General features: G+C 44.4%; 15 protein-coding genes. 11 read left to right on the top strand and 4 right to left on the bottom strand.

Annotated features, from left to right (window positions below):
• The first annotated feature begins 67 nt into the window (after positions 1–67).
• The 8 genes from ACOOFG_RS03560 to ACOOFG_RS03525 are packed head-to-tail and all read left to right on the top strand — an operon-like array spanning position 68 to position 6,408.
• Positions 68–568 (top strand): MFS transporter, encoded by a 501-nt coding sequence (locus tag ACOOFG_RS03560; protein WP_420422270.1) that lies wholly within the window; start codon positions 68–70, stop codon positions 566–568.
• Positions 453–1,577 carry an MFS transporter gene (locus ACOOFG_RS03555; protein WP_420422269.1) on the top strand — a complete coding sequence of 375 codons (1,125 nt, stop codon included), beginning with the start codon at positions 453–455 and terminating at the stop codon, positions 1,575–1,577. Before ACOOFG_RS03560 ends, ACOOFG_RS03555 begins: the two co-directional genes overlap by 116 nt.
• 50 nt (positions 1,578–1,627) lie before the next feature.
• Positions 1,628–2,809 carry a type III secretion system gatekeeper subunit SctW gene (gene sctW, locus ACOOFG_RS03550; protein WP_420422268.1) on the top strand — a complete coding sequence of 394 codons (1,182 nt, stop codon included), beginning with the start codon at positions 1,628–1,630 and terminating at the stop codon, positions 2,807–2,809.
• A gap of 5 nt (positions 2,810–2,814) precedes the next feature.
• A complete protein-coding gene (locus ACOOFG_RS03545; protein WP_420422267.1) occupies positions 2,815–3,279 on the top strand; it encodes a CesT family type III secretion system chaperone in 465 nt (154 codons plus the stop codon).
• On the top strand, positions 3,276–4,850 hold the full coding sequence (locus tag ACOOFG_RS03540; protein ID WP_420422266.1) for a 4-alpha-glucanotransferase: 1,575 nt from the start codon (positions 3,276–3,278) through the stop codon (positions 4,848–4,850). The genes ACOOFG_RS03545 and ACOOFG_RS03540 overlap by 4 nt, the downstream gene beginning before the upstream one ends.
• 56 nt (positions 4,851–4,906) lie before the next feature.
• Positions 4,907–5,281, top strand: a complete 375-nt coding sequence (locus ACOOFG_RS03535) for a hypothetical protein (RefSeq protein ID WP_420422265.1) — start codon at positions 4,907–4,909, stop codon at positions 5,279–5,281.
• 37 nt (positions 5,282–5,318) lie between these two features.
• Positions 5,319–5,996: a protein-tyrosine phosphatase family protein gene (locus ACOOFG_RS03530; protein ID WP_420422264.1), complete on the top strand. Its 678-nt coding sequence runs from the start codon at positions 5,319–5,321 to the stop codon at positions 5,994–5,996.
• 28 nt (positions 5,997–6,024) lie between these two features.
• Positions 6,025–6,408 carry a contact-dependent growth inhibition system immunity protein gene (locus ACOOFG_RS03525; RefSeq protein ID WP_420422263.1) on the top strand — a complete coding sequence of 128 codons (384 nt, stop codon included), beginning with the start codon at positions 6,025–6,027 and terminating at the stop codon, positions 6,406–6,408.
• Positions 6,409–7,032: 624 nt separating this feature from the next.
• Here the strand turns inward: ACOOFG_RS03525 and ACOOFG_RS03520 are convergent.
• Both ACOOFG_RS03520 and ACOOFG_RS03515 read right to left on the bottom strand, forming a co-directional pair.
• Positions 7,033–7,326, bottom strand: a complete 294-nt coding sequence (locus ACOOFG_RS03520; protein WP_420422262.1) for a hypothetical protein — start codon at positions 7,324–7,326, stop codon at positions 7,033–7,035.
• Between the two features lie 52 nt (positions 7,327–7,378).
• Positions 7,379–8,473: a hypothetical protein gene (locus ACOOFG_RS03515; protein ID WP_420422261.1), complete on the bottom strand. Its 1,095-nt coding sequence runs from the start codon at positions 8,471–8,473 to the stop codon at positions 7,379–7,381.
• 191 nt (positions 8,474–8,664) lie between these two features.
• Here ACOOFG_RS03515 and ACOOFG_RS03510 point away from each other — a divergent pair, with 191 nt between their 5' ends.
• Positions 8,665–10,239, top strand: coding sequence for a transglutaminase family protein (locus ACOOFG_RS03510; RefSeq protein WP_420422260.1), 1,575 nt, complete (start codon positions 8,665–8,667; stop codon positions 10,237–10,239).
• Here the strand turns inward: ACOOFG_RS03510 and ACOOFG_RS03505 are convergent.
• Both ACOOFG_RS03505 and ACOOFG_RS03500 read right to left on the bottom strand, forming a co-directional pair.
• Positions 10,188–11,432 (bottom strand): hypothetical protein, encoded by a 1,245-nt coding sequence (locus ACOOFG_RS03505; protein WP_420422259.1) that lies wholly within the window; start codon positions 11,430–11,432, stop codon positions 10,188–10,190. The two genes, ACOOFG_RS03510 and ACOOFG_RS03505, sit on opposite strands and share 52 nt — an antisense overlap.
• A gap of 33 nt (positions 11,433–11,465) precedes the next feature.
• Positions 11,466–12,380, bottom strand: a complete 915-nt coding sequence (locus tag ACOOFG_RS03500) for a calcium/sodium antiporter (RefSeq protein WP_420422258.1) — start codon at positions 12,378–12,380, stop codon at positions 11,466–11,468.
• 55 nt (positions 12,381–12,435) lie between these two features.
• Here ACOOFG_RS03500 and ACOOFG_RS03495 point away from each other — a divergent pair, with 55 nt between their 5' ends.
• A complete protein-coding gene (locus tag ACOOFG_RS03495; protein WP_420422257.1) occupies positions 12,436–12,924 on the top strand; it encodes a hypothetical protein in 489 nt (162 codons plus the stop codon).
• A 67-nt stretch (positions 12,925–12,991) separates the two neighbouring features.
• Positions 12,992–15,595, top strand: a complete 2,604-nt coding sequence (locus tag ACOOFG_RS03490) for an ATP-dependent Clp protease ATP-binding subunit (RefSeq protein ID WP_420422256.1) — start codon at positions 12,992–12,994, stop codon at positions 15,593–15,595.
• Positions 15,596–15,598: the final 3 nt, after the last annotated feature.

The following is a 15,598-nucleotide window of genomic DNA, read 5'->3' as shown; positions in this document are numbered from 1 at the left end:
TCGAATACGTTCTCATCCCTATGCATTCTGTTTCATTAAATCGCCGCTTTCTCTATAGCTTGAAGATATGAATAGCAAAAGATTTTCAGGTGTATTTGGGATTGGTTGTGGACTGCTTGTCCTTTCCCTTGACTGGTCCGTTGTCAATAACGCTCTACCTGCGATCCAAAGAAGTCTCCTTGCATCGCTCTCTGATTTGCAATGGATCATGAACATTTTTTCCCTTGTTGTTTCTGTCTTTCTCGTCACAATGGGTCGTCTTTCCGACGCACTCGGGCGAAAAAAAATGTTCACAATTGGGCTTTGGATCGGAATGATTGCTTCACTCGGATCAGCTCTTTCGCCGACAGCTGGGTTCTTAATCTTCTTTCGAGCTCTTCAAGGAATCGCCGCCTCAATTATCGTTCCTGCATCTCAATCGCTCATGACTCACACGTTTCCAGAAAATCAGCATGGAAAAGCCATGGGGATTTGGATCACAATTATCGGAGTGGGGCTTTCTTCTCGGACCGGTTGTCGGAGGATTCATCGTCGAACTTCTTTCTTGGCATTGGGTCTTTTATTTTAACCTACCCCTACTATTGATCAGTTTCTTTCTCGTGACACCCTTTATTGTCGAATCAAGGAATGAAAAACAACCCGTAAAGATTGACTTACCTGGAATCCTCCTCCTGACTTTGTTCCTAGGATGCTTTTTGCTCGCCACCATCCAAGCGCCATCTTGGGGATGGACAAGCCCCATCACGTTATCTTTGTACACCTTTTCAGTGGTCACCTTCATCGGGTTTGTCGTTGTCCAATGCCACACGAAAGTTCCTCTCATTGAATTCCATCTCTTCAAAAACCGCCGCTTTATTGCCGGAGCTCTGACAAAAGTCGGCATTGCCTTTGCAATTTGGGGGATTTTTTTCCTACTTCCTCTTTTTTTCCAAAATGTCCAGAAATTATCCCCAGGGCAATCAGGACTTTATCTCTTAATGCTCACTGCTTGTTTTACATTGACTTCTCACATTACGGGGCGAATCTCCGACCGTGTTCCTAAAAAATCTCTGATTCTTACTGGCTTGCTGCTCATCTTACTGTCTCTATTCTTCAATGAGTTCATCACTCCTCAATCGTCTGCCAGCATATTCCTCATCTTCCTTGGTATCTTTGGCATAGGATGGGGGCTTTGCTCTGGACCAGGAACATCCATGGGAATTACAGCCCTTCCTCGCCATGTTACAGGTGTCGCATCGGGAACTTTGGTGACCTTGCAAGAAATTGGCGGAGCAACAGGGCTTGCAGTGATCGGGACTGTTTTTCGCGTTTACAACAATGCGTTCTTTGAAGAAAAACTCGCACTGACTCACCTTAATCTTCCTCAGTCTGTCATCGAAAAAATCCAAACTTTCGTGAGCTCCAATAACACCATCGCTTCAGTGATTGCTAAACTTCCTGTCGCTGCACAAGAAGAAATCACAACGATTTTCCAAGATGCCTTCATGGTTGGTTTCCATAGGGGACTCTGGGTTGCTTTCGGAGTCGTTGCCGCCAGCTTTCTCTTAATTTTTGGATGCTTGCGTCGAGAATCTTGAATTTGTGACGCGTCTCTTGTAGAATGGAAAAAAAGAGAGAGAGATTGTGAATGGCCGAAGATGATGTCGCTCCAGTCCGTGGAATATCCGCTGACGCAAGCATCCATAAAGCCCAAAAAGCACACGCTAAACAAGAACTAAATAATATGGTCGCCCGCCAAGCGGAATCCCAAGAGGATTTCCAAAGCTGGGCCGATCAAGCACTTTTCAATCCGATCACGATGCGTAAAAAGTTCGAGAAGCTCGATGAACGGATGAAAAAACCTGCGCAAAAAGAAGAAAGCCAAAAAGGCGAAGAGACCAAAGAAAAAGCTGTCGGCGAATCCGATGTCATCGAACAAATCGCTGAAGACTACTATCAGCGTAATCCTGAACTGCAGAAAAAGACGCTCATGCTTCTGCAGCAGCGCATTAAAAACGATGATGAAGCTGACACCATTCTGCGCAAACTCGAAGAGTTTTACACCGACAAATCCCTTGCTGATGAAGCCGTTGACTTCCTCATTGAAACGGCATCGAATCGGGAAGAGGTCCGTAACCGACTCCTTCAAGCTAAAGAACAGTTCAATGCCGCTTACGGTCGAGAGATTCGCGCAGGACGCAACATCGCCGAGCAAGCCCGTTCATTCTCTAAGCAAGGCCTCGGAAGCCCTACAGCACTTCGAGATCTTTATCGTGGCCTCGTTGGAACTCCGCGCTCTCCTCACCAAATTTTCGAGGAGCTCACGACAAAGTTCAAGTTTTCTGACATGAAGAATATCATTGATTTTATCCTCCATTCACTTGGATCGGACATGAAATCAAAAGGCCCTTCAATCTCGAAAGCAGAACTCCAACGACTCTTTAGCGAAGCGCGCACAATGCAGGCGATTTTAGGCGTCTTTCGCTTTTTCTTTGCTCGGATGAAACTGATCAAAGGTCAATTCGATCGGTACGATTTAATGATGCCCAGCCGAATCAATTTCGAAATGCTTGCCCGGCTTTTGATGAAGCTTCTGCAAGAACGCTATCCCTCACCAGATAAAATCATCAAGCTTTCATTTGCCTTGGGGATTTCTGAAGAAGTTGCCGCGCAAATCATCATTTTTACTCAATATCGGGATGCCCTAAGACACATTTCCCCTAAACTGTTCAAGTCGGAGCGTCATCGCCAAGATCTATTGTTGACTATCATTGAAACTCTCAGTGATCTTGAAGATGAATTCGAAGATGAAGAGGAAGAAGAGGAGTAATCAATATGGATCGTTTTCAAGAACTTCTTTGGGACCTAGGCGAAGTGCTCGAGCTTCCCCTTCATGTCGACAAGAACCATGCCTGTCGCATTCTCCTCGATGAAAAACTTTCCATCCATATGGAAATGGCAGAAGAAAAAGATGCCTTGTTACTTGCAGCATTCTTAGCCGAAATTCCTCCGGGTCGCTTTCGAGAAAACGTGCTCCGCGAATCTCTTAAAGTGAATGCCACACATCACTTGTTTGGAACCCTTGCCTACATTGAAAAAATTAACACTCTTGTCATGCACCGTTATGTTCCCGCTCTCTCGTTAAACGGGGAAAAACTTGCTGAAATCCTCGAGGAGTTCATCGCGGAAGCCGACCAATGGCGTGAAGCCATCCAAAATGGTCAACCCGCTCCACCAGAATATCTCAAAACGCACGGCGGCCAACCTTCTCCGTACAGCATACCCCCTAAAACACCATGAGTCTTGAGTCCAAGCTGCAAGGGAAAATCACCTATGACGCCTGGAAACGGGTCGGGATTCGTGCGCATCATGGAATCAACATTCCTCTTTTTAGCATTCACACTCACAAAAGCTGTGGCGTGGGAGAGTTTTACGACCTGCTCCCTCTTATCGACTGGTGTGCCAAGCTTGGGATGGATGTTATCCAACTATTACCTCTCAACGATTCGGGCCAAGACCCCAGTCCCTACAACGCCCTTTCTTCATGTGCCCTCCACCCTATTTACCTCAGCTTGCATGCCCTTCCCTACTCTGAAGGAATGGAGCCAAAACTCGAGTCTCTTCGTGCTTTCAATCACTCCAAGCACTTGCAATATGAACAGGTTTACGAAGAAAAACTGCGTTTTTTGCGCAGTTACATCAAAAGGGCAAAAGAGGATCTCATCAAAGAGAGCGCTTATCAAGAGTTTCTCACCAAACAGCACTGGCTTACTCCCTACGCACTCTTTCGGGTTTTAAAAAACAAGTACAACCACATTCACTGGAAACATTGGCCTGAAGACGTCCGTAATCCTTCGACCAATCAGCTAAAAAAGCTCTACTCTGAGCATGCCAATGAAATCGAAATCTACTCGATCATTCAATATCTTTGCTTTCAACAGCTCAAAAAAGTGAAGTCATATGCAGAATCAAAAGGTGTCTTCATCAAAGGTGATGTTCCCATCCTCGTTAGCCCTGACAGTGCTGATGTCTGGATGGACCCCACATTTTTTGACTTCAATCATGTCGCTGGGAGTCCGCCCAATAAATTCGACCCAGACGGTCAGTACTGGGGCTTCCCCCTCTACAACTGGTCAGCAATGCAACAAGATCATTATGAGTGGTGGAAAAAACGCCTCCTGACTGCAGCTGAACTTTATCACATGTATCGGATCGATCACGTCATTGGTTTTTTTCGTTTGTGGGCCATCCCCCCTGACCACAAGCCTGCAGAGGGAACCTATCTTCCAAGCGATCCTGCCATCATGCGCGTTCAAGGAGAAAAGATTCTCGAAATCCTTGCCGGTTTTACCGACATGCTTCCAATTGGAGAAGATTTGGGACAACCCCCTCCCTTTCTGAGCTCATGCCTCATGGGATATGGAATTCCCGGCACAAAGGTTTTTCGATGGCAACGAGATTGGACGCATGGTGAAACATACATTCCTTACAAAGATTACGAACCCATCAGCATGACCTCTGTTTCAACGCATGACCTCGACACAGTGAGGCTCTGGTGGAAGAATCGCCCCAAAGAAGCTCAAGATTATGCCAACTTCATGGGATGGACTTACGAAAAGGAACTTTCTCCTGAGCATCAACTTGAAATCCTTCATGACAACCATCATAGCAATAGCCTATTTCACATCAACCTCCTTCAAGAGTACCTATCTCTTGTTCCCGAGCTCACCTGGGAAGATCCAGAAGACGAACGGATCAACTACCCAGGAACTCTTAAACCTTGCAACTGGAAGTATCGGTATAAGCTTCCTCTCGAAACTCTCACAACACACTCCACCTTTAATGAGTGCTTGAAAAAAGTCCTCTCTTGATGAAAATCTGAACTTTATGAGAGGCTTTTCGATTTGCGCAAAAAGAGGAAACGACTATGGCATCTGAAATTACACCTTCTAAAACACTTTCGACAACAACTTCATCTTCTTCACTCATTAGCGACTGGCTCTTAAAACGTTTAAAACCTTCTAATGTTCCCCTTGCTCTTGAGATGGTTGAAAAAAACATCAAAGACCTCACTCCAACAGAAATCATGGATTTATGGGCATGTTTAGTTAAGCCCGCTTCAAGCCGTCTTCTTGCAGGAGATCCAAAATTCACTTATGCAGAGCTCGACAAAGCTCTCTCGACAGTTGACTGCATCCAACTCAACTCCATGACAAGCATCAGCACATCCATCGGCCCACTGAATGCAAGTGTTATCTGGGACTTAGCAAAACCACTCCCCCCCTCCAGATATTTACTCTGATGCCTATTGGGAATTTGCGAGTGCACTCAAAGAGGCTGTGGATATTCCTGAAGCCCAACCTATGATCTGCGCACAACTCCCCCATGAAAATACAAGAGGTCTTTACTGGAGAATGGTTCTCGAAAGAAATATCGGAATCTTATTTTCGCTCACAAGCGCTAGAGATTGTATGAAACAAGTCGGCTCTGGTTTTGCATCCTCTGCAGTTCCTATTGTCCCCCTTCAAGAAGGAAGACCTGCGGATGAATTTTGGCCTCTCTTAGGAAAAACCTGCCTCTTCAAAGACGCAGATATCGAAGTCAAACAAGTTGATTACTCAGGGCCTCCTATCTCCGCACTTAGAGCGGAGTTTGAAATCCGTGAGTTTGTCATTACAGACCTCAAAACTAAAACACAAAAAACCGTAAAGATGGTTCGGTATCAAAGTTGGGGCGATGGAAGTTCACCCACCACCCACAACGACATCAAAGAATTTTCAAATCTGCTGAAAATCATGCAGCTACCTGGGGGGATTTGTCTAAATTGCCGCGCAAGCGTGGGACGGTCAGGAACTTTGGCAGCCTATCTGATTCTAGACTCGCTCCGAAGTGCAGGGGTTCCTTTGACCATGCACTTAATCTTGTCAGTCATTGAGGTGATTCGTAAAAATCGTCACTTTCAAATGATTCAAACTCAGCAGCAATGGAATACTCTCATGCATGTCCTCACCCCCTAAACCCAAGTGACAACCTAGGAGTGTTCTGATGGATTTTAAACATTTTGATACAAGAAAATCGCTACAAGAGCTCGAAAATTCAGATTGGGGGGAGCCCGAATACTCCTCCCATCTTGTCACTGAATGTCACCGACTCCGAAGGGTTCCATTAGAAAAAATCACTTTAGAAAACTTGCGCATTATGATCGGTCAAAATATCAGCTTGCACTTTCTCATTCCGCTTGCAATCGAGCATTTGGAAAAAGACCCTTTGGCTAGCGGAGACATGTTCGAAGGAGACCTTCTTCTTGCCGTTTTGAGATCTGACCCCAAGTTTTGGAACGAAAGGCCTGAGTTAAAACAGCATGTCTATGAAATTGCAAAAAACGTCGATGAGGATGAAGTCGCTGAGCAATTAAAACTCTTTGCATAGCTTCGCCACCACTTGTCGAAAGCCTTGCTTGTCGAGATGCTCATAAAGATTTTCTGCAGAAATCTTCTGAAAAAATTTACTCTCACCTGTTCACCATAAGTCATTTATTTGATCAACTATGGAATGGTTAGTCTCAACCAAACCAGTGAATTAAAGCCAGACTGTCAGATGTTAAATTGGGGAGTCGTTTGAAGTCGTTAAAATAAATTTTATTCTTAATCGCTTTAAGCGACACCAGCCTTGCTTCATCAGAATTTTCGTGAATTTGAGCTGTATCAAAATCAATCAGCTTTATCGCACTAGGTCCATTGAGAAGAATGTTTTCTGGCTTAAGATCTCCATAAGAAATACACTTCTCTGCAAGTTTTTTAATAAGGGAAAAAAGGTCAAAGTAAAAGGCTTGACGGTTGCCTACATAAATCTCATCAACAATGTCTTCAAGTGATGGTGGGGTTGGGCCCTCTACTTCATTCGGTTCATCCCATATCGTTCTAAGTTTTAAATCCTCCAGCTTTATTTCTTATATCTGTTTTTTTTCTTTCTTAGGTTTTGGAGGCGTTCTTTCATCTATCCAATTCTTGATTGTTTTACCTCCATGATCCATTTCTATGAAAACAAAAGAACTCACTTCTTTTCCTTTTGTGCATTCCATAAAAAAGCCCGATGAAATTTTGGAGCAACCCCTATCTCAGCAGCGATCTGAGCAACGCGGATTTCATCGCCATTTTTAAAGTTATCAAGCGCAATGATTTTATAGACTCTTTTACCATCAGTGTTTTTAACCTGATAAACTGATCCAAAGTATCCATTACCTATCCTAGGGCCAATATTTGAAAGAATCTCTTCTTGTTGGAGCTGGTCTATACAAATAGGATGACAAGTTCCAACTCGACGTTGTGGATCTATTGAAAGACTCATGATTTTTCCCTTCTTTAATTTAACATCTAGAGTCGAAAGAGCTCAAAACAGATTAACGGAGGTGAAAGATGCACCGTGGAATTTCAAACTTCTTAACCCTTTCTCTTGAACGCTCAGTAGGACCGGTCAAGACGAAATAGTTGCCTTCTATGGGGACTATCCCATCGCCTTCTCGCGTCGGAAACAGAGTTTTGTGAAACAGTTCGACACAATTAAACAGACTCTTCAGTCCATGTCTTATAATGGCTGCTTCTTTGCTTGCACTGTAACGGTCAGGATAATGCTTATCCAAGATATGTTGAACAAAAGCCTGATCCAAATAGGTAGGATTTTTTTCAATCTGCTCCTTTTTCTCTAAAGACATTTGCTCAAAGAAAGCCTTCTTTTCTTTTTCTATTTCTTCTTCTGAGCAGCCAGATTTCCATTCATCGTATTTTTGCTGATTCTCTTGCAGTTCTCGACGCAAAGACTCTGTTTTTAAAGCAACAGTGCCATGAGTCTCGACTATCATTTGAGAAGTTTCTTCAGGCTTGAGTAAATCCTTACATCTATGCCAGGGGCCATCATGGAGAAACTTTAATGTTGACCAATCGACAACCACGCGGTTAAAGAGTTTTTCTATTTGTTGCACTTTTTCAACTTCATTGAAATCCATCTTAAGGTCAATGCGGCTTTCGCTGGGCTCACGAGGACTTCCATCAATATTGAGCGTAACCCAAAGCCACCCTTCTTCTTTCGGAACAGGTTGGCTAAACTCTCGGCCAATGATTAAGCCAATTTTTTTTCCTGCTTCGCTTGCTTTGTGGATTGCTTCAATGCCAGATTCGTTGTAGGTAGTGTTATCTTCATGTGATACTTCGTCCGGCTTATTTGTCTCCCCCGACTGACTAGAATCGGGCTGTATGACTTGAGCTTTTTGGTAGGCTTGATAAAAGTGATAAGATCCTCCCACCCCAAAGAGAAGGCTAGATGACTTAAAACCAATCAGGCCACACGAAAAGGCAAACAAAATCAGGCCTGCGACCTTTTTCGCAATGCCCGTCCAAGAGGTATCAAGTTCTTTTCCTGAATTTGGATCATTAGGAGACAGGAGATGATCCCAATGTATAGAAATTTTTGAAGCTTCAACTAGCCGTAAAAAGCTCATTTTATTTTTCCCTCATTAACAATGAATAGATAATAAGAACAAACAATGATTATTATCAATAATATTTGATAAAAAAATTAATTGTATTTTTTGAAGAAAAGAAGAGCTTTAATCCTACAGATGGTGTGCTTGAAAGAGATAAACACTTAGATTTTATTCGCAAAGCAAGTAACGTAAAGAGTATGAATTGGATGAAATCACTCACTCTTTTTTTCCTTCTTCTTCCCACTCTTATAATGGGGCAACCCTCTGAACTGCACTTGAACACTCTCTATCACAGCCTGGATCGGTACTCTATCGCAGAACTCTTTGCGTTCTATCACCTCTACCCAGAAACACCTCAAGGGAAAAACGCCTTAGTGGATGCATGGAAACTTATGAATCTCCACCGCCCTAAAGAAAGCCAGCTCGATGAAAATCTTGCGCTTCCTGACATGGATTTGCAAGCCATCATCTCCTTTGTTAACAAACAGTCATTTGAACCTTCAGTGGTACTTTCAGAAAAGCAACTCAAAACCCTCGAAATAGTTTCCAATCACTTATCGAATCGGAAACTGAAAGGTTTTTCTGTTTGGACGAAAGAAGATGTGATAGCCCTTCCTGTCGAAGACATTGACTTGGCCCGCTCTATTTTGATTTATCAGTTTGAAAATGCCGAAGATCCAAAACTTCAAATCCGTCAGTACGAAGCGAGTCTAGATCTTATGGCCCTGCAAATCATGGCACGCCTTCCTCCTAATGCGTCAGACGAAGATAAAATCCACACCATCAATGATTTCATTTTTCACGAAAAACGGTTTCGCTTTCCTCCTCATTCCATTTGGGCAAAAGATGTCGATGTATACACCTTCCTCCCTTCTGTTCTCGACAGCCGCTTAGGAGTCTGTTTAGGCGTTTCGATTCTTTACCTCTCGATTGCTCAGCGCATGGACCTGCCTCTTGAAATCATTACCCCGCCAGGGCACATCTACGTTCGTTATCAAACTCCAGAAAAAACCATCAATATTGAAACGACTGCGCGAGGGATTTCTCCCCCATCAAAGGTTTACCTTGGAATTAATACTCGTGCGCTTCAACAGCGGAATATTAAAGAGGTCATCGGACTTGCTTTCATCAACCAAGCGGCGGTCGCTTGGCAAAATGAAGATCATCAAACCACGGTGGAGCTCTATGAACAAGCCCTTCCCTATCTTCCAAATGATCCCTTACTTAAAATGTTTTTGGGCTATAACTACCTGTTTGTAGGTAAAACGCAAGAAGGAAAAGCTCTTCTCGAGGAAATCCGCAATTTGACTTTTGATCATGCCGTCGCAAAAGAAACCACACCTGAAGATTTTCTCGAAGGACGCACGAATGCTGAAGGGATTCAAACGATTTTCCTCCACGTCGATGAAACGAGAGCATCGATTTTAGAAAAGCAAGAAAAGCTCAAGCAAGTCCTTAAGAAATATCCTAATTTCCGTGATGGAATCATGCACCTTGCGATCACTCAATTGCAACTAGCCCAAGCTGGTGATGCCCTTCAAACATTGTGTCAGTATCACGAATTGGACCCCTCAAACCCCACTGTTGAGTACTACCTTTCTATCGCTGCTTTGGAACGACTCAAATGTCAAAAGGCATGGGAACATTTGAAAAATGCAGAAACACTTACCAGTCAAAGAGACCACTCTCCTGAAGCGTTAAAAGGGCTTCGTCATCACCTGCGAACTCTCTACCCCGATCCGGAGGATGAAGTGCTCGTTCCTTTAGGGAGTAAAAACTGACCTTGAAATTCTTTGTAACGGGGATTTAAATCCCGATATTCTTCAGGGAAAACCCCATCATTCGAAGCGCGTTGCAGGACTTTGATGAGTTGGACCATGAGCCCTTGAATTGTTGGATCCTCAATTTCTGATCGAATATGTGTGATTTTTCTTCCGATGAGCCTCATGATAATAAGCCCAGAGATCACACTGTCACAGTTTTCAGCAGCTGGAAAAAGTACCGTTATTTCTCTTAGTAATTTGTTTGTCTTTTTTGGAAGCTCGAGTTTTAAAATCTCCCTAAGACAGTGACTGACAAACGCATGTTCATCTTTTTCTCGAGTCACAATCTCTAAAAGGTTTTCATGGAGAGTTTCCAGCGGAACGGTGCGAGAGAGATACTCCCCAAAAGCTCGTGTAAAAAATGAGTCACCTCTAAAGTGAGTATTTCCTCCAGACGTGTTCTCAAGTTCCATTTTTGCGAATTGGAAAAGGCAAAACATCTGGTCATCTTCACTATGTTGCAGTAAATAGTGCCTGGAAAAAGCACGCGCAACTTCTTGAACTTCATCGGCTCCTTCAAAGTCTTGCACTAATCTGGCATAATAACTCATTGCTAAGGGAAGGTCATCCTCCATTTTATGAGTAATAGATGCTTGCAACATTTCCATGACTGGCGCTCGCAATTCATGTTCTCTATCGATTGACTTTGAAAGGTCCGGCATAAATCTTGATAGGGAGGTTAACTCATCTGCGCCTGTCGCAGCTTCAAGCTTTGACATGAGAGAGAGTCCTCGGCGAAAAAATCTCTGCTCATCTGTTGGGGAGACTTGCGGAGCTTCGTAAGGAAAGACAAGAGCTAAGCGGCGCATTGCATCTAAGCGATCTTTAGGGTTTTGTGCCAAAAAAATCATCGAAGCAAAATCATCTACGTTGCGGGCTCTTGGAAGACACTCGATAGCAAGATCGAGATGATCTTTCAAACGATCTGCCAATGCTCTTTCAACTTTTAGAGCGGCTTCTAAATGCAATTCCTTTGCGCGGTCCAAGTCGCCAAGGACATGCGCTTTTGTAACAACTCCTCTTGACTGATCCCTGATAACCGCAAAAGAGCGGCGGGGGGATTGCAGCGGAGTTTCATCTCTTGGCAATTCCACAGAGTTACGATGTGTGTGAAATCTAGCACGGGGGGATAAGGGGGGTGTAAAATCCATTAGCAAGTCTCCTGTTGGAGTGTTGCAGGCAGATTATACCATCACCAAATACCCAATGTATAGGGCTAAATAAAAGATACCAACAAAGCGGGGTAAAACATTTCTTCGCCACATGGAAATCCATAAAACCCCAGTAAATCCCACCATGATGGGGATGTCAAAGGCCAGCATGGGAGCCGTGAAGATGAGAGGGCGAATGACAGCCGATAGCCCCACAATGAAAAGAATATTTAAAATGTTGCTTCCCACCACATTTCCAAGAATCAAAGCTTCTTTTTTGTGAGCTGCAGCCAAGATCACCGTGACGAGCTCAGGCAGTGAGGTCCCGATTGCAACAACTGAAACGGCAATGACCCTCTCCGGGACATGTAACAGGAGAGCGAGCTCAACGCCCCCATCCACTAACCCTCGAGCACCAAAGATCAGAGCAATAAGACTTAGGCAAAAGAAGATGACTGCTTTTTGAAGCGAGGCCTGATTTTTAGACGCCGCTTCTCCGTTCTTCCCATAAAGCCATTCAAAGATGAGGTAACCACAAGCTAGAACAAGAAAACACACTCCAATCCATCTTGGGATTTCGCCAAGAAACATGATGAGACCTAAAAGAAGGGAAAAAATGAGCACGAGAGGCATCTCGATCCTCTTGATCTTCTGTGGAATCCGGATGGGACAGATGAGAAGGGCAACTCCTAGGACAAGTCCGATGTTTGCAATATTGGATCCAATGACATTGCCCAGTGCCACATCTCCCGAGACTCCTTTTATTTGCGCGATCGCACTTGTCATGGCTTCTGGAAAAGACGTCGCAAGTGCCACGAGTGTCAGACCCACCACAAGAGGGGAAACTCCTGCAGCTAAGGCAATTTGGATCGAACTTCTAAACAGCTGATGGGCTCCCCAGTAAAGCAAAAGCACCCCAAAGGCGACTAAGAGAATGGCTAGGAGCATATTTTTCCTTCAGTATTTCCTCTTGATATACTAAAAGGAAAAAAAAAGGTAAGTGATGAAATATCTTCTCCCAATTTTGCTTTTGTTTTCTTTGAGTGGCCAAGCTGCCGATCTCAAGCTGGAATCGGTCCTATCTCACCTCTCATCCAATGATTCAAGTGAGGATTCGGAACTCACCTTAGATGAAAACCTCCATAATGGAAAAGTTCTCAAGCTTAGTAATGGAACCTTATGGGAGGTCGCACCGCAAGATGTTCAAATCACTGAGATTTGGATCTTTCCATTTCCTCTAAAGCTGGAAAAAAGCAAAGACAAAGCCTATCCCTACTATCTCGTCAACAAGCGTTCGAAAACAAAAGTTCTCGTCCGCCCCTTGAGCGTGTCGGAACATCAAGCCATGGAAGCTACAACTCCAACTCAGCCGAATCAACAGCAACAACAGCAGGAACCACTACAACAAACACCACTACCTCCTGCTGCCCCAGAAGGCAATCCCAATCAATCTGTTCCTCCTCCACCAACACCAACTCCTTTAGACAATTGACAAAACCTTAACTTCCCATTATACTTAGACTTGTTCGGCTAGAAGTGTATCTATATGGGAGGTATTTATGGCACCACAGTTCACAGAATCTGTTGCTCAAGCTTTAAACCAAGCAGTCAGTGATGCAGAAAAAAGGCGCCACACGGAGGTCACGGAGCACCATGTCCTCTATGCGTTTTTTCAAGATCGGGCAGGCTACTTTCAGACGCTGACAACAGCTCTTGGTCTCGATCCGCACCCTCTTCTCACAGAGCTCGAAAACAAACTCTCGTCACTTCCGACCTTTTCTGGCCAAGGTGATCAACCCAGCTTGAGTCGAGGCTTGCAAAGCCAAGTCAATCACGCCCACGTTCTCTCGCAAAAGTGGAAAGACTCTTACATCAGCAGCGATCACTTCTTTTATATCTTTTGGGAAACGGCTAGTGATCCGTTCAAAAGCTGGCGTGAAGCCTCTAAAATTAGCCTGAAACAAGTTGAAGAAAAAATCCAAGAAATCCGCGGAGGTAGGCACATGGATTCTCCTAGTGGTGAAGCAAGTCTTCAAGCATTGGAAAAGTTTTGTAAAAATCTGACCGATCTAGCAAGGCAAGGGAAACTCGATCCGGTGATAGGCCGAGATGAAGAGATCCGTCGCACGATCCAAGTCTTAAGCCGCCGCACTAAAAACAACCCCCTCCTGATCGGAGAACCTGGGGTAGGAAAAACGGCGATTGCCGAAGGGCTTGCCCACCGAATCATTCAAGAAGACATTCCCGATTCCTTAAAAGGAAAACAATTGCTCGTCCTCGACATGGGAAGTTTGATTGCGGGAACCAAATTCCGCGGTGAATTTGAAGAACGACTGAAAGGGATTCTCAAAGAAATCGAACAAAGTGAAGGGCAAATCATCCTCTTTATCGATGAAGTGCACACATTAGTAGGCGCTGGAGCATCAGAAGGAGCGATGGACGCAGCGAATCTCTTGAAACCTGCGCTTGCGCGCGGAACGCTTCACTGTATTGGAGCGACAACCCTGAATGAGTACCAAAAATACATCGAAAAGGATGCAGCTCTCGAGCGTCGTTTTCAACCTGTCTTAGTTGAAGAACCTTCCTTAGAAGATGCTATTGCCATTTTGCGTGGGCTGAAAGAGCGTTACGAAAACTATCACGGTGTCCGTATCACCGAAGGCGCTCTGCACGCTGCCGTCTTTCTTTCTCACCGCTACATCAGCGACCGTCAGCTCCCCGACAAGGCCATCGATTTAATCGATGAAGCGGCGAGTTTGATTCGGATGCAAATTGGAAGCCGCCCTCTCCCCATTGATACTAAAGAAAGAGAACTTGGAACTTTGATCGTGAAGCAAGAAGCTCTCAAACGCGAAGACACTCCTGCCGCCAAAGGTGAAGGCAAAAAGCTCGAAGAGCAAATTGCTAAAATCAAAGAAGAGCTCAACGTGCTGCGTGAGCAATGGAATCAAGAAAAAAAACTCATCGAGGAATTAAAAGAGAAAAAAGGAGAACTTGAAAATCTCCGCTTTCTAGAAGAAGAAGCAGAGCGGACTTCCGACTACAACCGCGTCGCAGAAATTCGTTACAACGAAAGACCAGCTCTTGAAAAGGAAATCAAAGAAAAAGAAGAAAGCTTAGAAAACAAACCCAACCGCCTCCTCCAAGAAGAAGTCGATGAAAAACTCATCGCTCAAATCGTCGCCAAGTGGACGGGGATTCCCGTACATAAAATGCTTGAAGGAGAAGCCGACCGCCTTCTGACTCTCGAATCGACCTTAGAAAAACGGGTCGTCGGACAACACTTTGCCGTTGAAGCTGTCAGCGAAGCAATTCGTCGCTCGCGAGCCGGTCTCAGTGATCCCAACCGTCCCCTCGGAGCCTTTCTTTTTGTTGGCCCTACAGGTGTGGGAAAAACAGAGCTTGCCAAAACCTTAGCTGAAGAACTCTTCAACCAAGAAGAAGCAATCACCCGTTTGGACATGTCCGAATATATGGAAAAACATTCGGTTTCCAAACTGATCGGTTCTCCTCCAGGATATGTTGGCTACGATGAGGGCGGACAATTGACAGAAGCTCTCCGCCGCCGCCCTTATAGCGTTGTTCTCTTTGACGAAATTGAAAAAGCCCACCACGATGTCTTCAACATCTTACTGCAAATGTTCGATGACGGACGGATCACAGACAGTAAGGGACGGGTTGTCAATTGCCGCCATGCTCTCTTTATTATGACATCCAATTTGGGCTCTGAACAATTGCTTGATTACATCCAGCGCCAAGGAAGTGACTTGTCGAAAGAGGCGGTCCTCCAAATTGTCGATCCAGTCATCAAAAGCCACTTCCGCCCTGAATTCATCAACCGCTTAGATGAGATTCTCCCCTTCCTCCCCCTCCAGGAAAAAGACATGGAAAAAATTGTTTTAATCCAATTGGAGCGAGTGAAAAAAAGACTAGACGAGCGGGATATTGCACTCGACTGGTCAGCTCAGATTCTTGCCTACTTGGCTAAGGAAGGATATGACCCTTATTTTGGAGCGCGTCCCCTGAAGCGGATCATTGAGCAAACGGTTGTTAATCAGCTCTCTCAAGCCATCTTAAAAGGAGAGATAAAAAATGATGACAAAGTTGAGCTCATTTTTGACGAAAAAAATAATAAAATTGTTTTTGAGGTCAAAAAAAATTGAACA

The sequence above is a fragment of the Simkania sp. genome (genome assembly GCF_965215465.1).
Lineage (GTDB): Bacteria > Chlamydiota > Chlamydiia > Chlamydiales > Simkaniaceae > Simkania.
The sequence above is the reverse complement of the archived record's forward strand: the minus strand, read 5'-3'. Positions and strand labels throughout refer to the sequence as shown.

Excerpts from the sequence above, each read along its gene's own strand:
- ACOOFG_RS03505 (WP_420422259.1), bottom strand. The coding sequence starts at position 11,432 with ATGGATTTTACACCCCCCTTATCCCCCCGTGCTAGATTTCACACACAT.
- sctW (WP_420422268.1), top strand. The coding sequence starts at position 1,628 with ATGGCCGAAGATGATGTCGCTCCAGTCCGTGGAATATCCGCTGACGCA.
- ACOOFG_RS03540 (WP_420422266.1), top strand. The coding sequence starts at position 3,276 with ATGAGTCTTGAGTCCAAGCTGCAAGGGAAAATCACCTATGACGCCTGG.
- ACOOFG_RS03555 (WP_420422269.1), top strand. The coding sequence starts at position 453 with ATGGAAAAGCCATGGGGATTTGGATCACAATTATCGGAGTGGGGCTTT.
- ACOOFG_RS03515 (WP_420422261.1), bottom strand. The coding sequence starts at position 8,473 with ATGAGCTTTTTACGGCTAGTTGAAGCTTCAAAAATTTCTATACATTGG.
- ACOOFG_RS03520 (WP_420422262.1), bottom strand. The coding sequence starts at position 7,326 with ATGAGTCTTTCAATAGATCCACAACGTCGAGTTGGAACTTGTCATCCT.
- ACOOFG_RS03500 (WP_420422258.1), bottom strand. The coding sequence starts at position 12,380 with ATGCTCCTAGCCATTCTCTTAGTCGCCTTTGGGGTGCTTTTGCTTTAC.
- ACOOFG_RS03490 (WP_420422256.1), top strand. The coding sequence starts at position 12,992 with ATGGCACCACAGTTCACAGAATCTGTTGCTCAAGCTTTAAACCAAGCA.
- ACOOFG_RS03525 (WP_420422263.1), top strand. The coding sequence starts at position 6,025 with ATGGATTTTAAACATTTTGATACAAGAAAATCGCTACAAGAGCTCGAA.
- ACOOFG_RS03535 (WP_420422265.1), top strand. The coding sequence starts at position 4,907 with ATGGCATCTGAAATTACACCTTCTAAAACACTTTCGACAACAACTTCA.
- ACOOFG_RS03545 (WP_420422267.1), top strand. The coding sequence starts at position 2,815 with ATGGATCGTTTTCAAGAACTTCTTTGGGACCTAGGCGAAGTGCTCGAG.
- ACOOFG_RS03560 (WP_420422270.1), top strand. The coding sequence starts at position 68 with ATGAATAGCAAAAGATTTTCAGGTGTATTTGGGATTGGTTGTGGACTG.
- ACOOFG_RS03495 (WP_420422257.1), top strand. The coding sequence starts at position 12,436 with ATGAAATATCTTCTCCCAATTTTGCTTTTGTTTTCTTTGAGTGGCCAA.
- ACOOFG_RS03510 (WP_420422260.1), top strand. The coding sequence starts at position 8,665 with ATGAAATCACTCACTCTTTTTTTCCTTCTTCTTCCCACTCTTATAATG.